This is a genomic window from Candidatus Paracaedibacteraceae bacterium, from assembly GCA_019636055.1.
GTDB lineage: Bacteria > Pseudomonadota > Alphaproteobacteria > Paracaedibacterales > Paracaedibacteraceae > Paracaedibacter.
The window spans coordinates 113,791-130,969 of record JAHBYH010000001.1 but is presented as its reverse complement, the minus strand read 5'-3'; the positions used below and the strand labels follow the sequence as shown (position 1 = coordinate 130,969).

The 17,179-nt window shown below is 42.7% G+C and carries 15 protein-coding genes; 12 read left to right on the top strand and 3 right to left on the bottom strand.

The window, feature by feature from the left end; translation table 11 throughout:
- The first annotated feature begins 35 nt into the window (after positions 1 to 35).
- From KF820_00610 to mce, 10 genes are all read left to right on the top strand, one after another.
- Entirely contained in the window at positions 36 to 713 is a 678-nt protein-coding gene (locus KF820_00610) for a hypothetical protein (protein MBX3456850.1), read from the top strand.
- A gap of 10 nt (positions 714 to 723) precedes the next feature.
- The gene (locus KF820_00605) at positions 724 to 1,239 is read left to right on the top strand and encodes a hypothetical protein (protein MBX3456849.1); all 516 of its coding nucleotides are present in this window, start codon (positions 724 to 726) and stop codon (positions 1,237 to 1,239) included.
- A gap of 7 nt (positions 1,240 to 1,246) precedes the next feature.
- Positions 1,247 to 2,995 carry a hypothetical protein gene (locus tag KF820_00600; protein ID MBX3456848.1) on the top strand — a complete coding sequence of 583 codons (1,749 nt, stop codon included), beginning with the start codon at positions 1,247 to 1,249 and terminating at the stop codon, positions 2,993 to 2,995.
- A gap of 190 nt (positions 2,996 to 3,185) precedes the next feature.
- Positions 3,186 to 3,698 (top strand): ribonuclease HI, encoded by a 513-nt coding sequence (rnhA, locus tag KF820_00595; protein ID MBX3456847.1) that lies wholly within the window; start codon positions 3,186 to 3,188, stop codon positions 3,696 to 3,698.
- A gap of 40 nt (positions 3,699 to 3,738) precedes the next feature.
- Complete coding sequence (locus tag KF820_00590) at positions 3,739 to 4,881, top strand: cell division protein FtsW (protein MBX3456846.1); 1,143 nt, start codon at positions 3,739 to 3,741, stop codon at positions 4,879 to 4,881.
- A complete protein-coding gene (gene murG, locus KF820_00585; GenBank protein MBX3456845.1) occupies positions 4,878 to 5,948 on the top strand; it encodes an undecaprenyldiphospho-muramoylpentapeptide beta-N-acetylglucosaminyltransferase in 1,071 nt (356 codons plus the stop codon). The genes KF820_00590 and murG overlap by 4 nt, the downstream gene beginning before the upstream one ends.
- An 81-nt stretch (positions 5,949 to 6,029) precedes the next feature.
- Positions 6,030 to 7,289 carry a phosphopyruvate hydratase gene (gene eno / locus KF820_00580; protein ID MBX3456844.1) on the top strand — a complete coding sequence of 420 codons (1,260 nt, stop codon included), beginning with the start codon at positions 6,030 to 6,032 and terminating at the stop codon, positions 7,287 to 7,289.
- Between the two features lie 2 nt (positions 7,290 to 7,291).
- Positions 7,292 to 8,038 carry an SDR family oxidoreductase gene (locus KF820_00575; GenBank protein ID MBX3456843.1) on the top strand — a complete coding sequence of 249 codons (747 nt, stop codon included), beginning with the start codon at positions 7,292 to 7,294 and terminating at the stop codon, positions 8,036 to 8,038.
- Positions 8,039 to 8,040: 2 nt separating this feature from the next.
- Positions 8,041 to 8,451: a dihydroneopterin aldolase gene (locus KF820_00570; protein MBX3456842.1), complete on the top strand. Its 411-nt coding sequence runs from the start codon at positions 8,041 to 8,043 to the stop codon at positions 8,449 to 8,451.
- Positions 8,448 to 8,846: a methylmalonyl-CoA epimerase gene (gene mce / locus KF820_00565; protein MBX3456841.1), complete on the top strand. Its 399-nt coding sequence runs from the start codon at positions 8,448 to 8,450 to the stop codon at positions 8,844 to 8,846. Before KF820_00570 ends, mce begins: the two co-directional genes overlap by 4 nt.
- A 10-nt stretch (positions 8,847 to 8,856) precedes the next feature.
- Here the strand turns inward: mce and erpA are convergent, their stop codons facing one another.
- Positions 8,857 to 9,189, bottom strand: coding sequence for an iron-sulfur cluster insertion protein ErpA (erpA, locus tag KF820_00560; protein ID MBX3456840.1), 333 nt, complete (start codon positions 9,187 to 9,189; stop codon positions 8,857 to 8,859).
- 193 nt (positions 9,190 to 9,382) lie between these two features.
- On the opposite strand from erpA, the gene KF820_00555 reads away from it, so the two are divergent.
- Complete coding sequence (locus KF820_00555) at positions 9,383 to 10,291, top strand: hypothetical protein (protein ID MBX3456839.1); 909 nt, start codon at positions 9,383 to 9,385, stop codon at positions 10,289 to 10,291.
- Here KF820_00555 and KF820_00550 read toward each other — a convergent pair.
- Both KF820_00550 and dnaE read right to left on the bottom strand, forming a co-directional pair.
- A complete protein-coding gene (locus tag KF820_00550; protein ID MBX3456838.1) occupies positions 10,270 to 12,672 on the bottom strand; it encodes a type II toxin-antitoxin system YoeB family toxin in 2,403 nt (800 codons plus the stop codon). The genes KF820_00555 and KF820_00550 overlap by 22 nt on opposite strands.
- A gap of 24 nt (positions 12,673 to 12,696) precedes the next feature.
- Positions 12,697 to 16,134 carry a DNA polymerase III subunit alpha gene (dnaE, locus tag KF820_00545; GenBank protein MBX3456837.1) on the bottom strand — a complete coding sequence of 1,146 codons (3,438 nt, stop codon included), beginning with the start codon at positions 16,132 to 16,134 and terminating at the stop codon, positions 12,697 to 12,699.
- A gap of 196 nt (positions 16,135 to 16,330) precedes the next feature.
- Here dnaE and KF820_00540 point away from each other — a divergent pair, with 196 nt between their 5' ends.
- Complete coding sequence (locus KF820_00540; GenBank protein ID MBX3456836.1) at positions 16,331 to 17,011, top strand: hypothetical protein; 681 nt, start codon at positions 16,331 to 16,333, stop codon at positions 17,009 to 17,011.
- Positions 17,012 to 17,179 lie beyond the last annotated feature (168 nt).

Here is a 17,179-nt window from a genome sequence, read left to right as displayed (position 1 = left end):
TTAAGGCACTCTAAAATTAAATAGAGGAGTCTACCATGAAAAAATCTGCGTTGATGGTTTTTCTGATGCTTTCAGCATGTGAAAAAGATGATACATCGAAAGATGTTGGCATAATTGATCGTATTAAAATGTTCTTTGGGCTGACTCAACCTGATATTCCTGTTAAAGACACACGATTGGACGGACAGACAAGAATTATTCCCCCTATAAAGTCAGAAGTTAGTAATGGTGATTGGGCCGGTGGTGAGGTTGCTGTTTTAGCGCAACCCGAGCTTTTAGACGGGCCGGGACGTATCATGTCAGCACCCGGAGTCAATAATACGGATTCATCTTCAAAAACAGAAGATATGCAGCAAACGGACTCATCGGTTTTGTCTGGGGTTCACGGTGAAGAAGATAAAACTGTGGCTGAAATACCAGTGTTACCGTCTGATCTTAATTTAGATTCACAATCCGATAATTCAAATCCTGATGTAGACTTAAATAAAGTTGAGGATGCCCGTCCTCTGGTGCCAGATTCTATGCCAGCGTTAGTTTATGGCTCTGATATGCCTACCGATGAAAATGCACCTTTGTCAATACCGTCTCAAGAAAACAATATTGACAAGATGAGTCCTCAGGAGAAGCCGTGGTCGTCTGCAGGAGTTGAATATGGATTTCCTGGTGAAGGGCGAACTCAAGAACCGCTTCATCATGATTTACCTATAAATTGAGGTTTAGATTATGCAGCGCTGTGCCATTTTGTTATGTCTGATTATTGCCGGTTGCAGTAGCCCGGCAGATGTATCGGATATGGTCTATACCATTCCGGAAAAGAAAAAGGTTACAAATACGTCTAAGTATTACAAAAATGTTGTGGTTGAAAAAGTGATAGGTGGCGAAGAAACCGAATTTTACAATGACGCAAAAATTGACAATGATAATTTTAAGAAAGCTATTGAAGAATCCTTGAATTCTGGTGACTTATTGTCTGAGGATGGGAAAGGAACTTACCACCTAACTGTCGATATAACAAAATTCGATCAGCAATCTTTTGGTGAAAAACCGACAACAAAGTTATTTGTGAAGTTTACTTTGTTGAACACGAAAACAAAGGCCAATGTTTTTTCTGAAGTTTATGATAATGATGCTTTTGCAACGAATAAAGATGCGTGGCGTCGTGGTGAAAAAGTCGAGATAGCGACAGAGCGTGCGGCCAAAGGGGTTATTCATAAATTAACGGATCGATTATTGATGTAGGTGAGAGATGTTTAGGGTTATTATATCTTTGCTGCTGGTTCTTTCTTCTAGCTATTCTTTAGTTGCTGGTTGGCCTGAAAGAATAATTCCCTCATCGAAAACTATGCCAACGCGACTGACACCAGAACAACAAAAAATGCTTGATACGGCTCTGCCTGAAAAATCAACGCCGCAAAGCCAATATTTGGAACGTTTATTGCTTATGACCCTTATTGCTGAGCCGTTGCCAGGCGTAGAAACTCCTGAGTCTCTCGCAAAAATTATTTCATCGTCTAAGCTATTATTTGATTTGACTGGTATTTCTTTGGATACAATGTTCGATGCGCTTTTTCCTGATGCACAAACCTATCAGAAAACGCGATTTCCTGGTTTGGGTATAACATTGCAAAATGGCCAAATTTTAGAAAGAAACCCCACTTTTGGTCGATCTATCCGAGGGTTATTTTACAATGTTGATCAACGGTATCTAGTTTATGTTGGTAATTTTGAATTTAGAATTATTGGCCGAGATTTTGGTAATATGCGTGATGGGGCGCGTTCCGGAATCATGATATTTATGGGGCAACCGAATCAAACAGATAGGGCTTTAGTAAAAGTTAAGATTGATCGAATTAATTTCCAACAGTTTTACTCTATAATGGATGGTTATGGTCGCTTTTCGCTTGCTGAAAAACGAAAAATCCTAGCAGATATACTCAGGCTACAAATGTTTAGCGGCAGTTTTCGATCAGAAAAATCCATTCTTTTGAAAAAATTACTATCTAGGCCAACTGTTGATCAAAATCTTGATAAGCGTCGGATTGTTGTTGCTGAACCTGTTCATGATCATTTGTCTTGTCCGCGCTCAATACCCACAGAATTATCACGGGCGCTTATTCCTGTGGGGGGGAAACCTTTGGTTCAAGCGGTGCGCGAAGAAAATGTTTCGGGAATGGTGATTCGTACTCCGGTCAAGGGTGAGGAAATCCTTGCGATAGATTTTTCTAAGATTCCAGATAAAGCTCAGCGGGAATATATGGCAATGATGGCAGATCTGATTCGTCATAAAATTGATGATCCAGCGTTAAGTCGGGATGAGCGGCAAGCTGTTATAGATGGGTTTAAAACAGATGTCGAAAATATGATGCAGACGGGGACATTCAATCCGGTTGCCCATCGTACTTTTGCTTCGATATTTGCTGAGTACACATTGTATAATGCTTTGTCATTGGGGTTGGGCAAATTGCCGTGGGCAATGGGCATGCTTCAATCGGCAGTTGTTGAAACGGTTGCTCCCCCGATTAAATTTCTAGATACGACGATTACAGCTGCAACTTGTACTGCTGCTTTGCCAAGTGTTGTCGGCCAGTTCACTCAACAAAAAATAGACCCTTATTCGCTTGTCAAGGAAGAGGGGCAAGCACGTTTCAGTGTAAGTCACCCTAATGAGGTTGCTAAACATAAACCGTCTGCCTTGATGCAGGGCGCAGCGATGGCGTGCTCAGCCGCAGCAGGTATGATTGTTATGACCGGATGTAATGTTGCTTTATCTAGTGTCGGTGTTGATGATGGTACAACATCTGCTGTCCTTGCTGCTGGGGCTGTGTTAGTTGCAAAGTCGGCAGCCGAAGCTGCAATGCTTCATGCGCCAACTCAGAAACGAATAGAATCAGTGATCCGACCTGCAGTTGGGGTTTCAAGAGCTGCGCTTCGGTGGTTATGGAATACCGTTACTAAGGTGCCCGACGTTAAGGATGATGATATCTATCTGTTTTAACGTGAATGTGACGTAAGAGACATCAAATCAAAATCGCCGATATTCGCCGTGTAGGTAGCGGGGTCTCATATCTCTCTAACGGAGGGGGAGATGGAAAAAACACAAATACAAAAAACCTGGAACAGCAATTCTTGACGACAGAGCTCATTCAAGGCATTCTGAATTAAAGTAATTCAAGTATAATTGAGAAATGAATCCTGCTCTGATGATAAAACCTATTGATGCCCTTGATCTTCTTTCAACTTATAAATCTGCGGTATTGCCTGTTGTGGCTATCTATACGGATGGTGCCTGCAGTGGTAACCCTGGTCCCGGGGGGTGGGGGGCTGTTGTTGAATTCCAAGCAGCCGAGTCTGAGCTAAGTGCCGGTGAGGCACAGACCACCAATAACCGCATGGAAATGTCAGCGGCATTGTTTGCCTTAAAAGCTTTGCCTGTGCGTTGTAAGGTTAATCTTTATACCGATAGTATGTATTTAAAGGATGGGATTACAAAATGGATGGATGGTTGGAAGAAAAATGGCTGGAAAACAGCTAATAAACAGCCTGTTAAGAATCAAGATCTGTGGCTAGCATTGGATGAGGTTTTGTCACATCATGATATTACATGGCATTGGGTCAAAGGACATGCAGGGCATCCCCAAAATGAACATGCTGATGCTCTGGCTCGTAATGCTATTATTGCTGCACAGATGGGACTTTGATCGCATTTGCTATGGGGGTTGCTAGAAATAGGGGAAGGGCATGTTTAAGCACACGTTTTCACGACGGGACAGCAGTATCTTAGGACGATGGTGGTGGACCGTTGACCGCTGGAGCTTCGGTGTTATCCTAATGATTATGATTATTGGGGTATTGTTGAGTTTTGCGGCAAGCCCTCCTGTGGCTGATCGATTGGGGATTGGTGGCTTCTTTTTTGTCAAGCGTCACATGTTGATGATTTTGCCGGCCCTTGCTGTCTTGATTGGGTCGTCGCTCTTAATGCCCCGTCATATTCGACGGTTGGCGGTAATTGTGTACTTTGTCGGTTTGGCTTTGATGGTTGCAACAATTTTAACTGGAACCGAGGTTAAGGGTGCAAAGCGTTGGATTAACTTAGGTGGGTTTTCTTTACAAGCCTCGGAATTTATAAAACCTGTGTTGGCTGTGATTAGTGCATGGATGATGTCTGAAAAACTAAGAAATCCTACGTTCCCTGGGATTTCTATGTCTTTTTTGTTTTTGTGTCTGTATGTTTTTTTGTTGATTCTACAACCAGACTTTGGGATGACGATTGTCACTGTTGCCACGTGGGGATGTCAACTTTTTGTCGCAGGGATTCCCTTGTTTTGGATGGCCTTAGTTGCGAGTGTAGGCGTTATTGGTGCTTTAGGAGCCTATTTGTTTTTGCCTCATGTTACCCGTCGTGTTGACCAGTTCTTAGACCCATCATCAGGGGATCCAAAACATGATTTGTACCAGATTACGCAATCCTTAGAAGCCTTTAAAAATGGAGGGTTTTTTGGTCGAGGCCCAGGGGAGGGAATTGTCAAAAAGCACATTCCGGATGCCCATGCTGACTTTGTTTTTGCAGTAGCGGGTGAAGAATTTGGCGTCTTTGTTTGCTTGCTTATTGTGGCTTTGTTTGGCTTTGTTGTTATTCGGTCATATTTGCGAGTGGTCAATGAGAATAGCCTGTTTGTTATCTTGGCAACTTCTGGAATTGCATTTCAATTTGGAATGCAGTCCTTAGTTAACATGGCGTCAACTTTGCATATTATCCCGACCAAGGGGATGACGATGCCGTTTGTGAGCTATGGCGGATCTTCCATGTTAGCTCTTGGTTTAGGAATGGGTATTGTATTGGCCTTGACACGTAAACGATATGGGGTAATCGATCATTTATGAAACACATTATTCTCTCGACAGGCGGTACGGGCGGACATGTCTTTCCAGCTTTGAGTTTAGCTGCTGAACTTAAAAAACGGGGACACAAAGTTGACCTGATAACAGATCAACGGGGTTCACAGTACCAAGATAGCTCACAGTTTGATCAGGTAAAAATTTTATCTATTCCCAAAGCCGTAGGTCTGATTGGGAAGATCAAACAACTTGTGTCTGTTGTATTTCATGGTCTTAGATTAGCTGTTGATTTCTATAAAACAAAGCCGGATGCTGTTGTCGGATTTGGCGGTTATACATCGGCTCCTGTTGTGCTTGGGGCTTGGTTGTCAGGGGTACCAATCTATATTCATGAACAAAACGCCGTTCTGGGCCGGGTGAATCGCTTAATGGCTAGGGTCGCAAAAGGGATCGCCATCGGGATGCCTATTACAAAGGGAGCCCCGGATTCGGCTGTGTTTGTCGGAAATCCTGTTCGGGATGTATTTTTGAGTCCGCCTGAATCTATACCGAATAATTCTTGTGTTAACTTGTTTGTATTTGGCGGAAGTCAAGGGGCGGATCTATTCGGTCGCATTGTACCCAAAGCAGTTGCCTTATTGCCAACGGAGATCCAGCAACGGATTCACATTGTTCATCAAGCTCGTTCTGAGATTGTCGATAATGTGCATCAGGCGTATGCTGAAACAGACTGTCAGGTTGATCTCTTACAACCCTTTTTCCCTGATATGCCTCAGCGTATCTCTGGTGCAGACATCATCATCTGCCGAGCTGGTGCAATGACGGTCACCGAAATTGCCATTGTTGGACGTGCTGCGATTTTTGTTCCCTTAAAAATTGCCATGGATAATCATCAGTATTGGAATGTTCAGCCTATGGTTGATGCAGGTGTCGCAGAAATGATCGAAGAAAAAGCTCTAACGTCAGAGAGCCTTGCTTCAGTGCTGCATCGTTTAATTCAAGATTCCGAGTGTCGTCATCAATATGCGATGAGAATTCGTCAGTTTGCTGTTTCAGATGCTGCGGTTAAGTTAGCTGATTTTGTTGTGGGGGACTCCCACCTCTCCCATTGAGAGTGAGGTGGTTTCAGCTAGAATGTCCCAAGAAGCCATGATACAATTTCTGTATATACTATCAAAATACTAAGGCCAATCATGTCGATAATTGAAAATATCTTAGCTCGTGAAATTCTTGATTCTCGTGGAAACCCAACAATTGAAGTTGATGTCATTCTTGAAGATGGTTCGTTTGGGCGAGCAGCTGTTCCCTCTGGGGCATCAACAGGTAGTCATGAGGCCGTAGAATTGCGAGATGGTGAAAAAGACCGTTATTTAGGAAAGGGTGTTCAACAAGCTGTCTTGGCTGTCGAGCATAAGATTTTTCCACTTCTGCAAGGAATGGATGCTCTTGATCAACGACGTATTGATGAGGCGATGATTGACTTAGATGGCACAGAAAACAAGGCAAAACTGGGGGCTAATGCTATTCTCGGCGTTAGTCTCGCGGTGGCAAAAGCTGCAGCTAACTGTCTAGGGCAAACTCTTTATAACTACATCGGGGGAATCAATGCGCGTGTTATGCCCGTTCCTATGATGAACATTTTAAACGGTGGGGCGCATGCAGATAATCCGGTCGATATCCAAGAATTTATGATTATTCCCAACGGTGCGGGCTCAATGGCAGAAGCAATTCGTATGGGAGCAGAAATTTTCCATCATCTTAAAGGATTGTTGAAAAAAGCAGGACACTCCACCAACGTTGGTGATGAAGGGGGATTTGCGCCAAATCTGGCAAGTACGCGTGAAGCGCTTGATTTTATCCTGAAAGCGATTTCTGAAGCCGGATATAAAGCCGGTGAGGATGTGACTTTGGCTTTAGATGTTGCTGCTAATGAATTTTATGAGGATGGGGATTATCATCTAAAGGGCGAAGGTAAGGTTTTGGATTCTGCTGGCATGGTGGATTATTATGCGAATTTGGTCAAAGATTATCCGATTGTATCGATCGAAGATGGGCTTGGCGAAGATGACTGGACAGGGTGGCAGCTGTTAACTCAAAAGCTTGGCCATCAGATTCAATTAGTCGGAGATGACTTATTCGTGACTAATGTTAAGCGTTTGCATAAGGGTATTACAGAAAAGGCCGCCAATGCAATTTTGATCAAGGTTAATCAGATTGGTACTTTGTCCGAAACATTGGATACAATCAGTTTAGCTCGGCGATCTGGATACAAGGTGGTTATTTCTCATCGATCAGGAGAGACAGAGGACTCAACAATCGCTGATTTGGCTGTGGCAGTAAATGCCGGTCAAATCAAGACAGGATCTTTATGCCGCTCTGACCGTATTGCAAAATACAACCAGTTGATTCGTATCGAAGAAGAGCTGTCAGGTACTAGTATTTATGGGGAGTGACAATGTCGGTCATCCTTGTCACTGGTGCGGCTAAACGAATTGGTCGCGAAATGTGTTTGCACTTTGCAAAACAAGGGTGGGATGTTATTGCCCATTATCATACATCAGTGGATCAGGCCAAAGCATTGCGGCTCGAGATCAAGAATCTTGGGCAAAAGTGTTGGTTGGTTCAGGCGGATTTGAGCGATGAAATTCAGGTTCGATCTTTGATCCAAAATGCAATAGATCAAGCTAGTGGGATTGATATATTGGTGAACAATGCTGCTACATTTGCTTATGACTCAATTGCAACTATGGATCGACAATCTTGGGATTATCATATAGAGCCCAACCTCAGGGCCCCAATGCTATTGATACAAGAATTTGCGCGATTATGTAAACAAGGGCTGGTCGTTAACATTTTAGATCAGCGCGTTCTAAACTTGACGCCCCATTATCTTAGCTATAGCATAAGCAAGTATGCACTATGGGGCGCGACACAATCTTTGGCATTGGCACTGGCTCCTGATATACGCATCAACGGAATAGGGCCGGGGCCTACCTTAAAAAATGACAGGCAAACAGATCAACAGTTTGAGCGTCAGTATAAAGAGTTGCCTCTTGCAAAACCAATTTCGCCACAAGAGATTGCCGAAACGGTAGAATATTTTTGGAAATCGCCATCTGTCACGGGACAAATTATTGCTGTTGATGGGGGGCAGCATCTAGGTTGGGCAATGCCACCTAGTAAATCAGCGAGGTACGATTAAAAATGGTCAAGACACTTGTTTTTCCTAATGCTCGGCGTGTGCCTAAACTTAATAAAACCTGGACGCTTCTGATCAATGATGTCGTCTTTCAAACCTATATTGGTATTAACCCGGAAGAAGCCTTGGCGCGTCAAACTGTTCGCCTAAACTTACGGTGTCAAGTTTCTATGCCTGTGCCGGATGATAAAAACTACCATGGTCAATTTGTTTGCTATGATCAACTGATCAAATCTATTACGTCGTTGGCTCAGAGTCGGCATATTCACCTCGTTGAAACGTTGGCTGAAGAAATTGCAACTTTATGTCTGGCGGACAAAAGAATGAATCATGTTTGGTGTCGTGTTGAAAAGCTCGATGTTTATTCGAATGCGACAAGTGTTGGGGTTGAGATCGAACGTGAGAGGAATGAATGATTGGCAACTTAAATCACATTGCTATTGCTGTTCCTGATTTAGATCAAGCGGTTAGTTTTTACCGAGATGTTCTTGGTGGAAATGTTTCAAAAGCTGATGATATGCTTGAACATGGGGTGACAACCGTGTTTGTTGATTTAGGGAACACGAAGCTTGAGCTTCTATACCCCCTTGGCGAAAATTCCCCAATTGCAAAATTCCTTGAGAAAAACCCTACTGGCGGTATTCATCATTTTTGCCTTGAAGTTGATGATGTAACCGTGGCTGCACGTAGTTTGCAAGAAAAAGGGATTCGTCCCTTAGGTGATCCTAAGATCGGTGCTCATGGTAAACCTGTGATTTTTCTCCATCCGAAAGATTGTCTCGGGTGTTTGGTCGAGTTAGAGGATCGGTGATTATATCTGTTTAAACAGAAAATGAATTTCCACATCCACAGGATGAGGCTGCATTAGGGTTTTTGATCACAAAGGTTGAGGCGACCATATCCTCGACGTAATCTAGGACAGATCCTTCTAAGAGTCCCAGCGAAATATCATCGATAATTACTGTCGCATCCCCATGTTCAAAGACTTTATCTTCAGCCAGAATGGTGTCATCAAACAAGAATGCATACTGGAATCCGGAACAACCGCCACCCGATACGGATATGCGCAAGTTTTTGCCATGCACCTGTCCTTGATCAACTAGATGGGTAATTCGTTTAGCTGCGCTGTCTGTGATTTCAAAATTATATTGCATATGATCCTCTTCTATACATAAATAATGTATAGCGCATTTACAGTATTTTGCAAGGAAATGCTGTATTATACCATGTTCCGTACATTTCGCAGTAGGATTTATTTAATACAATTGGTGTTAATAAAAAAATAAATAAATAATTATTATACTAAAAATGTATACTGTCAATATAGGATATTAATGGAGGAATAAAGTGCTTCACATTGGTACACTATTATTTATGGGGGCTGTATTTAGCCAAGATATAACATCTGGAATGTTGGAGCGGGAAAAATTAATTCCGCTACACCACGATGCAGAAGGCTTAGCTCCTCTCAGAATTCCGAACAAGAAACTCTCCCGGGCGTATCGCGTTTATCGCCATGATATTCCCCAATATTTAGAGCGATTAAAGCAAGCTTTTCATTGTGTACAGGGGGAAAAGACCGTACGCGGTATTCACATGCCGGATTGGATCATTTGGGGATTTCCATCAATAAAACAAACAAGAACAAGCCTCACGCTGTATATTGGCAATCAGACTTTAGAAAACCCGACGCGAATTGGTAAATTAAATTTGAAGGAGGAAGGACTCTCTGCTGTTGAAGGGGTTCAACGTATTCGGGCTTTTTTAGATAAATATGTTGATTACGATGGTTTAAAAATATCCAGTTATCAGGCACCATTAAAGAAGAAAACATACAGCCATAATTGGACTGAACTTGATGATTTAGTTCTGCAAATGCTCATGAAGGGATCTAAGTATCAGCTAGTTCAAGGCATAGATCAAGACGAAACCGTTCGATTAATTGGCGAGTTTTTCAGATGGCGTCGCATTATTTCAGAATTTTGTCAGGAGAAATTTGAACAAGTTAATGAAGTTACTTTACCTCAAGTCTTTGAAAGATTCTTAATAACAAAACATAGGATGACATCCGGTGAGGCTAAAAAATACAAGTATTTACTTGATTTGCGTCGACAACATTTGGGGTTAATTTTACAAGATCCTAACGACAATACCGATGTTATGAACGAGATATTCAAAAATTTTACATTGTATGGGTTGACAACTGGACAAGAACAAGCTGACCGTTATAGGGATCAGCTTTTCCCTTTGGTGTAATGGCCTGACACACTCATGATTGTCAGAATCACGTTCCCGTCTTTGTCTCGGTCGGCCTTATAGACCAAGCGATCCTTATCGTTGAGTCGTCGTGATATATACCCTGCAAAGTTTCCAGACAATAGTTCTGGACTTCCAAGCCCGGATGTGGCCCAAGGATTAGCCATTATTTCTGCCATCATTTCTGGGTATTCATCACAGATGGTGTCGTATTTCTTCTGATGTTTAGTCTTAGCAAACAGCACCTTACTAACCCGTGTGAACAATACAGACTGAGTGCGTTCTAATGGTGGTCTTGATGATGGTTTAGCTTGATAATCAACCCCTTTGACAAAACAGCCGGATTCAGTTCGTTGCAGCTGGCGGGATCTACGACGCTCATCAATCATTCTACGACGCTCATCCACAGTCATTATTTCTCTGACGGATGTTGATCTTTCTAATGTTGGTTGAGCGGCCGAGGAGTCGGCTTTTTTGTCAATAACAACTGGTTTTACCTCTAGTTCTGATGCAGCAGGCAATTCAACAGGTTTGTCATCACTCGCAATAACCGGTGCGGCTTCTGGCTCTTGTGCTGCAGGCAAAACAGGTTGTTGATCAGCTTCAACGGCAGGATCAACTTGTGGCTCAGCCGTGACTGTCGCTTCTGCTGCTGTTTCCACAGCAGCCGCCTTTGATTTTTTCTTCTTCTTTTTCTTCTTCGCTGTACCCACATCAAGTGGTTTTTCGATTGTATCGAACACTAGAGTTTCTGCTTCATCCTTGCCAACTTTGACGCCTTTTAGGTGCGGAAAATAAGGTGTGAAGTTCTGAACCAACTCGTTCATGTTGGCAATAATGGCCGCGATATTATCAAGTTTTTCTTTTGCGGCAGCCCGAGCCGTCATAAAAAGTTTTTTATCCTTTGGAGGGATTTTCTTATCTTTGCACTTTTGGTACTTTTTATCCTGAGTATTGAATTCTTTGGTATAGTGGTCCTTTAGTTTTTTAAGGCAAAGGATCGTACCGGATGTGGTAAAGGTAATCACGTCTTGGATAATTGGATTGTGTTGTAGGAATGAGATTAAAGCAGCAGACTTGGTGCTGATAAATTCTTTCCATTCTTTTGTTATTTCAAAGTTACCACCAATGAGATAATAAGGTTCAGGTTTTTGTGTCTTTGTGTTATTCCAACCAATAAAGCTGACCTCATCTGAATAGTGTTTTTTGCCACGAACTATTTGGAAATCATACCATAATTTCGTCAAATTCATATTCAATTGCTCAAGGGTGTTATAGATATGAGGGGCTTCAGTAGTTTGCCTTGTAATAACATATTTTAGATTCTGCATTGTCGAATGGAACATGGATAGTTGCTGTTCTAAGATGCTTGGGAATTCATCCGTATATTCAAAATTCTGATCTTTTAAAAAGTTTTTGAGCATCAAGAACGCTGCAAGATGTAAGGCTTGCCGTTCTGCTAATTGTGAGTCAAGTGTTGTTAAATCAAAACGACCGTGGGACCAGTCGATCGCCCCCATCTCATCTAGGTCTTGATCGGTGAGGGCCATGCCGAGTGCCTGCGCCATTTTACGTCCTTGATCATAGGTTTTTGGAGCGTCAGGTAGGGGATTAATACGTATTTTTCGCAGTTCAGGAAAATGAGCACTTAAGAGTACAATCATTCGGTCTAATCTATTAATTATCGACTCATGGGTTTGTAAAATTTCAGGCTTAATCTGAATTGCTTGTTGGGCGCGGATAATGCCAAAATTTATAAGATCGCGAATGAGCGGGCTATTTTTATAGGCTGTCCAGAGTGACTCTTTGTTATTTAAAATAAAGTTGGCTAGCTTCTCTTTATCTCCCTTTTTATACTCGACAATTTTAGAATCGGATACGAAAAAATAGTCGTTTTCAGACAGTGTATACGTTGGTCTTGTCCAAGGGCTTTCTTTTTGTTGAATGATGTCCCCTAAATAAGTCACAAGAATCAAAGCAGTTAAACTACTGTTATAATTTGCATTGTAAAAAAAGTTAGGTGATTCTGGGGGGATGGGGGATACAATTTGTTCCCATTTATGAACAAAGCTATCTAATACTTGGTCGAGTTGTATTTTTACACCATTCGGAACGTCCGGGCTATTTCTAAAGAGATTTAAGAAATGTGACCTTGTTTGGCGATGGAATGTTTTTCGCGCATTTATTTGGTCGAGTGATAAATCATCTGTTGCAAGAAAACTCGGTCCTGACCAGGGCTGGTAGTTTGGGCAATTAGGGGTAATCCAGTTTGTATAGGTGTCATCCGAACAATTAGGAAAAAGTGTTGTTAACGTTGTCTCAGCAGCTATTGCTGTGGAAAATAGGGTGCTTGCGAAGAGAAGACTTTTTAATTTAATCATCAGAATAATCCTTTTATATTGGTATTATCCTTCGATTTTTCTGACGCCCTCAATTCCTAATAGTTTTGATCGTGCTTCGGCTGTCATTGAAATTCCGGAAAAACCAGCTAACTTCACAGATATTTGGGCATCCTGGACAAAGTTTACAAGAAGTTTTGTCGGTCCTTCTGGGATTTTCTTTAGCGATGCAGCTAGGATTGGAATTTTGACGCGACTGTCCACGTGAATTGTGATAGCTTGGGATGTGCCTTGCGTCATTTTCTCAAGAGGTTCAATACCTTGGGCTGTGATCCTGAAATCATCACCATCAAAACGGATAATGCCTGATACGTGGATTGCTGTTCCCGGGTTTAAGATATCTCGGCTGCGGCTAAAGACTTCGGAAAATACAGCAATTTCATAAACTCCTGTAGAATCTGATAGTTGAATAAAGGCAAATTTTTGCCCAGTCTTTGAGGTTCGCTCTTGCTTGACAATAATGACGCCGGCAAGTTTGATAGAACTACCATCAGATTGGTTTGGCAAATCAACACTTTTAACAATCCCTAATCGGGCTAGGCTGTCGCCATAGACATCCAAAGGATGAGCGGACATAAAGAACCCGAGGGCTTCGAATTCCTTTTGAAGTTTTTCAAGAGGGTCAAAATCCATGGCTTTGCGAATATTAACCGGAATTACGGTGTTTTCTACTGCACCAAACAGCGAGGCTTGTTGACTGGTTTTTTCATACTGGCATAACTGTGCTGTTTTTAATATTTCTTCGGCATTGATATATAACTCTCCACGATTGCCATAAAGGCTGTCAAAGGCACCGGCTGCAATCAAGTTTTCTAATTGGCGTTTATTGAGTCCTTTTGGATCAATACGATTTGCAAAATCATGAATGTCCTTAAACGGGCCTTTAGCGGTTCGCTCTGCTACAAGCGATTCCATACCAACTTCGCCGACATTTTTAACAGCAGCAAGAGCATAGCGAACACCATCCCCCTCAACAGCAAAGGTGACCATGGATTTATTAACATCAGGACAGTGAAGAGGAAGGCCTGCACGCAACATATCTTGACGGAAAATATTGAGTTTATCTGTGTTCTGCATATCGTATGTCATTGAAGCAGCGAAAAACTCAAGAGGGTGATTGGCTTTTAAATAACCCGTTTGATAGGTGAGAAGAGCATAGGGTGCCGAGTGAGATTTGTTAAAGCCATAGCCTGCGAACTTTGCCATTTGATCAAAGATTTGTTGGGCAACATCAGCATCGATGCCTCGCTCTGTTGCTCCTTTAACGAAGAGGGCGCTTTGGGCGTCCATTTCCTCTTTGATTTTTTTACCCATCGCGCGACGCAGCAAATCCGCGGCTCCCAGAGTGTAGCCACCTAAGTCCTGTGCGATTTTCATAACCTGTTCTTGATAAACCATGACACCGTAGGTGCCTTCTAGAATAGGCTGGAGTTCTGGGTGAAGATATGTGATTTCTTCTTCACCATTCTTACAAGCCGTATACCGTGGGATATCGTCCATGGGACCTGGACGATACAACGCAACCAATGCCACGAGATCTTCCAGACGGTCCGGCTTCATGCGTTTTAAAACGTCTTTCATTCCCGCACTTTCAACCTGAAAAACGCCGACGGTTTCGATGCGGGTTAAAAGGTCAAATGTGGTTCGATCATCAAGGGGGATGTGGGATATATTGATATCAATACCTTTATTGCGGACCATCTCACATGCTTTTTGAATAACGGTCAGGGTCTTAAGGCCTAAGAAGTCGAATTTAACAAGGCCTGCCATTTCCACAAACTTCATATTGAACTGGGTGGCAGGGAGTTCTGAACGGTCATCCTTGTATAGGGCAACCAGCTCATAAAGCGGGCGATCACCGATCACAACACCGGCTGCGTGGGTTGAGGCGTGGCGATATAATCCCTCGAGCTTCATCCCAATATCAATTAATTTTTCAACGGTTGTGTCAGTTTGGCGTGCTTCCTCAAGTGCGGGTTCTATCTCTAATGCTTGTTGTAGTGTCGTTGGATTGGCTGGATTATTGGGGACAAGCTTTGAGATACGATCGACCTGAGAATACGGCATCTGAAGGACGCGCCCCACATCGCGTAAGACGATGCGGGCTTGTAACTTACCAAAGGTGATAATCTGTGCAACTTTGTCGTCACCATATTTCTGACGAACATACGAAATCACTTCGTCGCGACGATCCTGACAAAAGTCCACGTCAAAGTCAGGCATGGATACACGTTCTGGGTTCAAAAACCGTTCAAAGATCAGGCCAAAACGAATCGGGTCAATATCGGTAATCGTGAGTGACCACGCAACCAGAGATCCGGCACCGGATCCGCGACCTGGACCTACAGGGATGCCTTGTGATTTCGCCCATTTAATAAAGTCAGCAACGATCAAGAAATACCCGGGGAATCCCATGCGTTCAATGATGCCAATTTCATAATTCAATCGTTCAAAATAATGGTCATGGGTTTTTTGACGATCTTCGTTGCTCATGTCTGCGGTATAGACTTGTTCACGCAGACGTTTTTCCAGACCTTCTTTAGCTTGAAGACGCATTTCTTCCGGCTCACTGAGGCCTGAAGGTGACTCAAAAGGGGGCAAAATCGGCTTGCGGGGCAGGGGGCGATAATAGCACCGTTGAGCAATGATAACGGTGTTTTCAATAGCTTCTGGCAAATCTGCAAAAAGCTCGGTCATTTCATCAGCTGTTTTAAAATAATGCTGAGGTGTTAGGCGGCGACGGTCTTCCGTTGCAATAACAACACCCTCATCAACACACAACAAAGCATCATGGGCTTCATAGATCTCAGGGGTTGAGAAAAACACATCGTTAGTTGCAACAATAGGAATATTGTGGGTATAGGCAAGATCAAGGAGAGCTGTTTCAATTTTTTGCTCATCCACCATGCCGTGGCGCATAAACTCAATATAGAGGCGATCCCCAAAGATATCTTTTAGATCCAGCAAAGCTGCAGTTGCCATCTCTGAACTTTCATTGAGAAGATGACGCGCTACAATTCCTTTTGTGCCGGCTGTTAACGCAATCAGTCCACCACTGAATTGACGTAAATGGTCTTTTGAAACCTGAGGTGTGACACCTGTGGGGCTTTGTGTATAGGCATCGCTAATGAGGCGCATCAGGTTCATATAACCCTGTTCATTTTGAACCAAGAGAACTAATTGATCAGGTTCCGGTATTAGTCCAATGTGACCTTTGGGTAAGTCTTGGGCGATATTTAAAATAGCACCCGTAATGGGTTGAATCCCTGAGTCTGCTGCCGCTACACTAAATTCTAGCGCGCCAAAAAGATTGCAGCTGTCGGTCACTGCGACTGCCGGCATATTCAATTTCTGACAAAGTTTAACCAAATCCTTAACTTTAACGGCTCCCTCCGCTAGAGAGTAGGCGCTGTGAACGCGAAGGTGAATAAACGATGGCAGCATTGATAATAATGACCTGATTGACTTTCCCCTAGTATGCCATTTTAGACACAAGATTGGAAGCGTTCTGGGGGAAGAGAGATATTTGATTGTTTACGAAAAAAATAAATAAAAAACAATTAATTATTATTGAAAATAGATACTTTGATCCTTATATGAGTTGAAGAAAAGTATTACGTTAACATTTGAGGGTTTAAAGATGATCACAAAACAATTATTTTCAGTAAAGATTTTAACTCTTGCAGCGATCAGCCATCTCGCCCTGGCTAATGTTTCAGTTGCAACAGACGCGCCTGAATTACAGACTGCCATTGCGGCATCACTGACTCAACAAGAAATAGAGGCGGTTAAGGCCGTTGACGTGCCTAAGACAGCAGAGCGAAAACTAGAAGACCTTAAAGCTGATGTCACAACAAAAGCAAATTATCTTGATTCCGCCATTAAGTACGGGCTTGTTGCGGGTGGTGTTGCTTTGGGTGCCGCTGCTACATATTTTTATGGCTCAGCGCTTGCAGCCACAGCTGCTTATGAGGGAAGCCTTGCATTGGCTAGCTATATGATGCCACATCAAAGTCTAGCGACATACTATTTGGTAACGCATCCAGCCGCAATTAATGCAGGGATGCAGTTTGCAAACTCGTCAATTGTACAAGGTGCATTGGGAACAACCTCAAGTGTTTTGGGCTATGGTTTAGGAAAACTTGGTTGTGGGCTTTATGAGGATCTCAAGTATGTAGCAAAAGCAGGGGGTAATGTGGCTTATAATACGGGCGCGTATCTTGTGAAACATGGTTGCGATGCAGGATTATCCCTTGGTAGTGCTACATTTTCCAGTGCCAAAAGTGCTTCATCGAGTGTATGGAGCTGGTTGGGTTATTAAGCCTAACGACTATTCGATGAAATAATGCTTGTCTCCCCCCTTTTTTTGAGGGGGGGGATTCTTTAACAGCATTACTCATGTACTAAGTGTATGCTTCATTCCTTGCTTTTATAGCCGATTTAAAATGACCAGCTATATGAGGAACATTCACTACTTAACAAAGAAGAG

Bases quoted from the DNA above. Each gene is read 5' to 3' on its own strand.
- KF820_00575 (MBX3456843.1), top strand. From the start codon at position 7,292: ATGTCGGTCATCCTTGTCACTGGTGCGGCTAAACGAATTGGTCGCGAA.
- rnhA (MBX3456847.1), top strand. From the start codon at position 3,186: ATGAATCCTGCTCTGATGATAAAACCTATTGATGCCCTTGATCTTCTT.
- dnaE (MBX3456837.1), bottom strand. From the start codon at position 16,134: ATGCTGCCATCGTTTATTCACCTTCGCGTTCACAGCGCCTACTCTCTA.
- KF820_00600 (MBX3456848.1), top strand. From the start codon at position 1,247: ATGTTTAGGGTTATTATATCTTTGCTGCTGGTTCTTTCTTCTAGCTAT.
- KF820_00540 (MBX3456836.1), top strand. From the start codon at position 16,331: ATGATCACAAAACAATTATTTTCAGTAAAGATTTTAACTCTTGCAGCG.
- KF820_00590 (MBX3456846.1), top strand. From the start codon at position 3,739: ATGTTTAAGCACACGTTTTCACGACGGGACAGCAGTATCTTAGGACGA.
- mce (MBX3456841.1), top strand. From the start codon at position 8,448: ATGATTGGCAACTTAAATCACATTGCTATTGCTGTTCCTGATTTAGAT.
- murG (MBX3456845.1), top strand. From the start codon at position 4,878: ATGAAACACATTATTCTCTCGACAGGCGGTACGGGCGGACATGTCTTT.
- erpA (MBX3456840.1), bottom strand. From the start codon at position 9,189: ATGCAATATAATTTTGAAATCACAGACAGCGCAGCTAAACGAATTACC.
- KF820_00610 (MBX3456850.1), top strand. From the start codon at position 36: ATGAAAAAATCTGCGTTGATGGTTTTTCTGATGCTTTCAGCATGTGAA.
- eno (MBX3456844.1), top strand. From the start codon at position 6,030: ATGTCGATAATTGAAAATATCTTAGCTCGTGAAATTCTTGATTCTCGT.
- KF820_00570 (MBX3456842.1), top strand. From the start codon at position 8,041: ATGGTCAAGACACTTGTTTTTCCTAATGCTCGGCGTGTGCCTAAACTT.
- KF820_00605 (MBX3456849.1), top strand. From the start codon at position 724: ATGCAGCGCTGTGCCATTTTGTTATGTCTGATTATTGCCGGTTGCAGT.
- KF820_00550 (MBX3456838.1), bottom strand. From the start codon at position 12,672: ATGATTAAATTAAAAAGTCTTCTCTTCGCAAGCACCCTATTTTCCACA.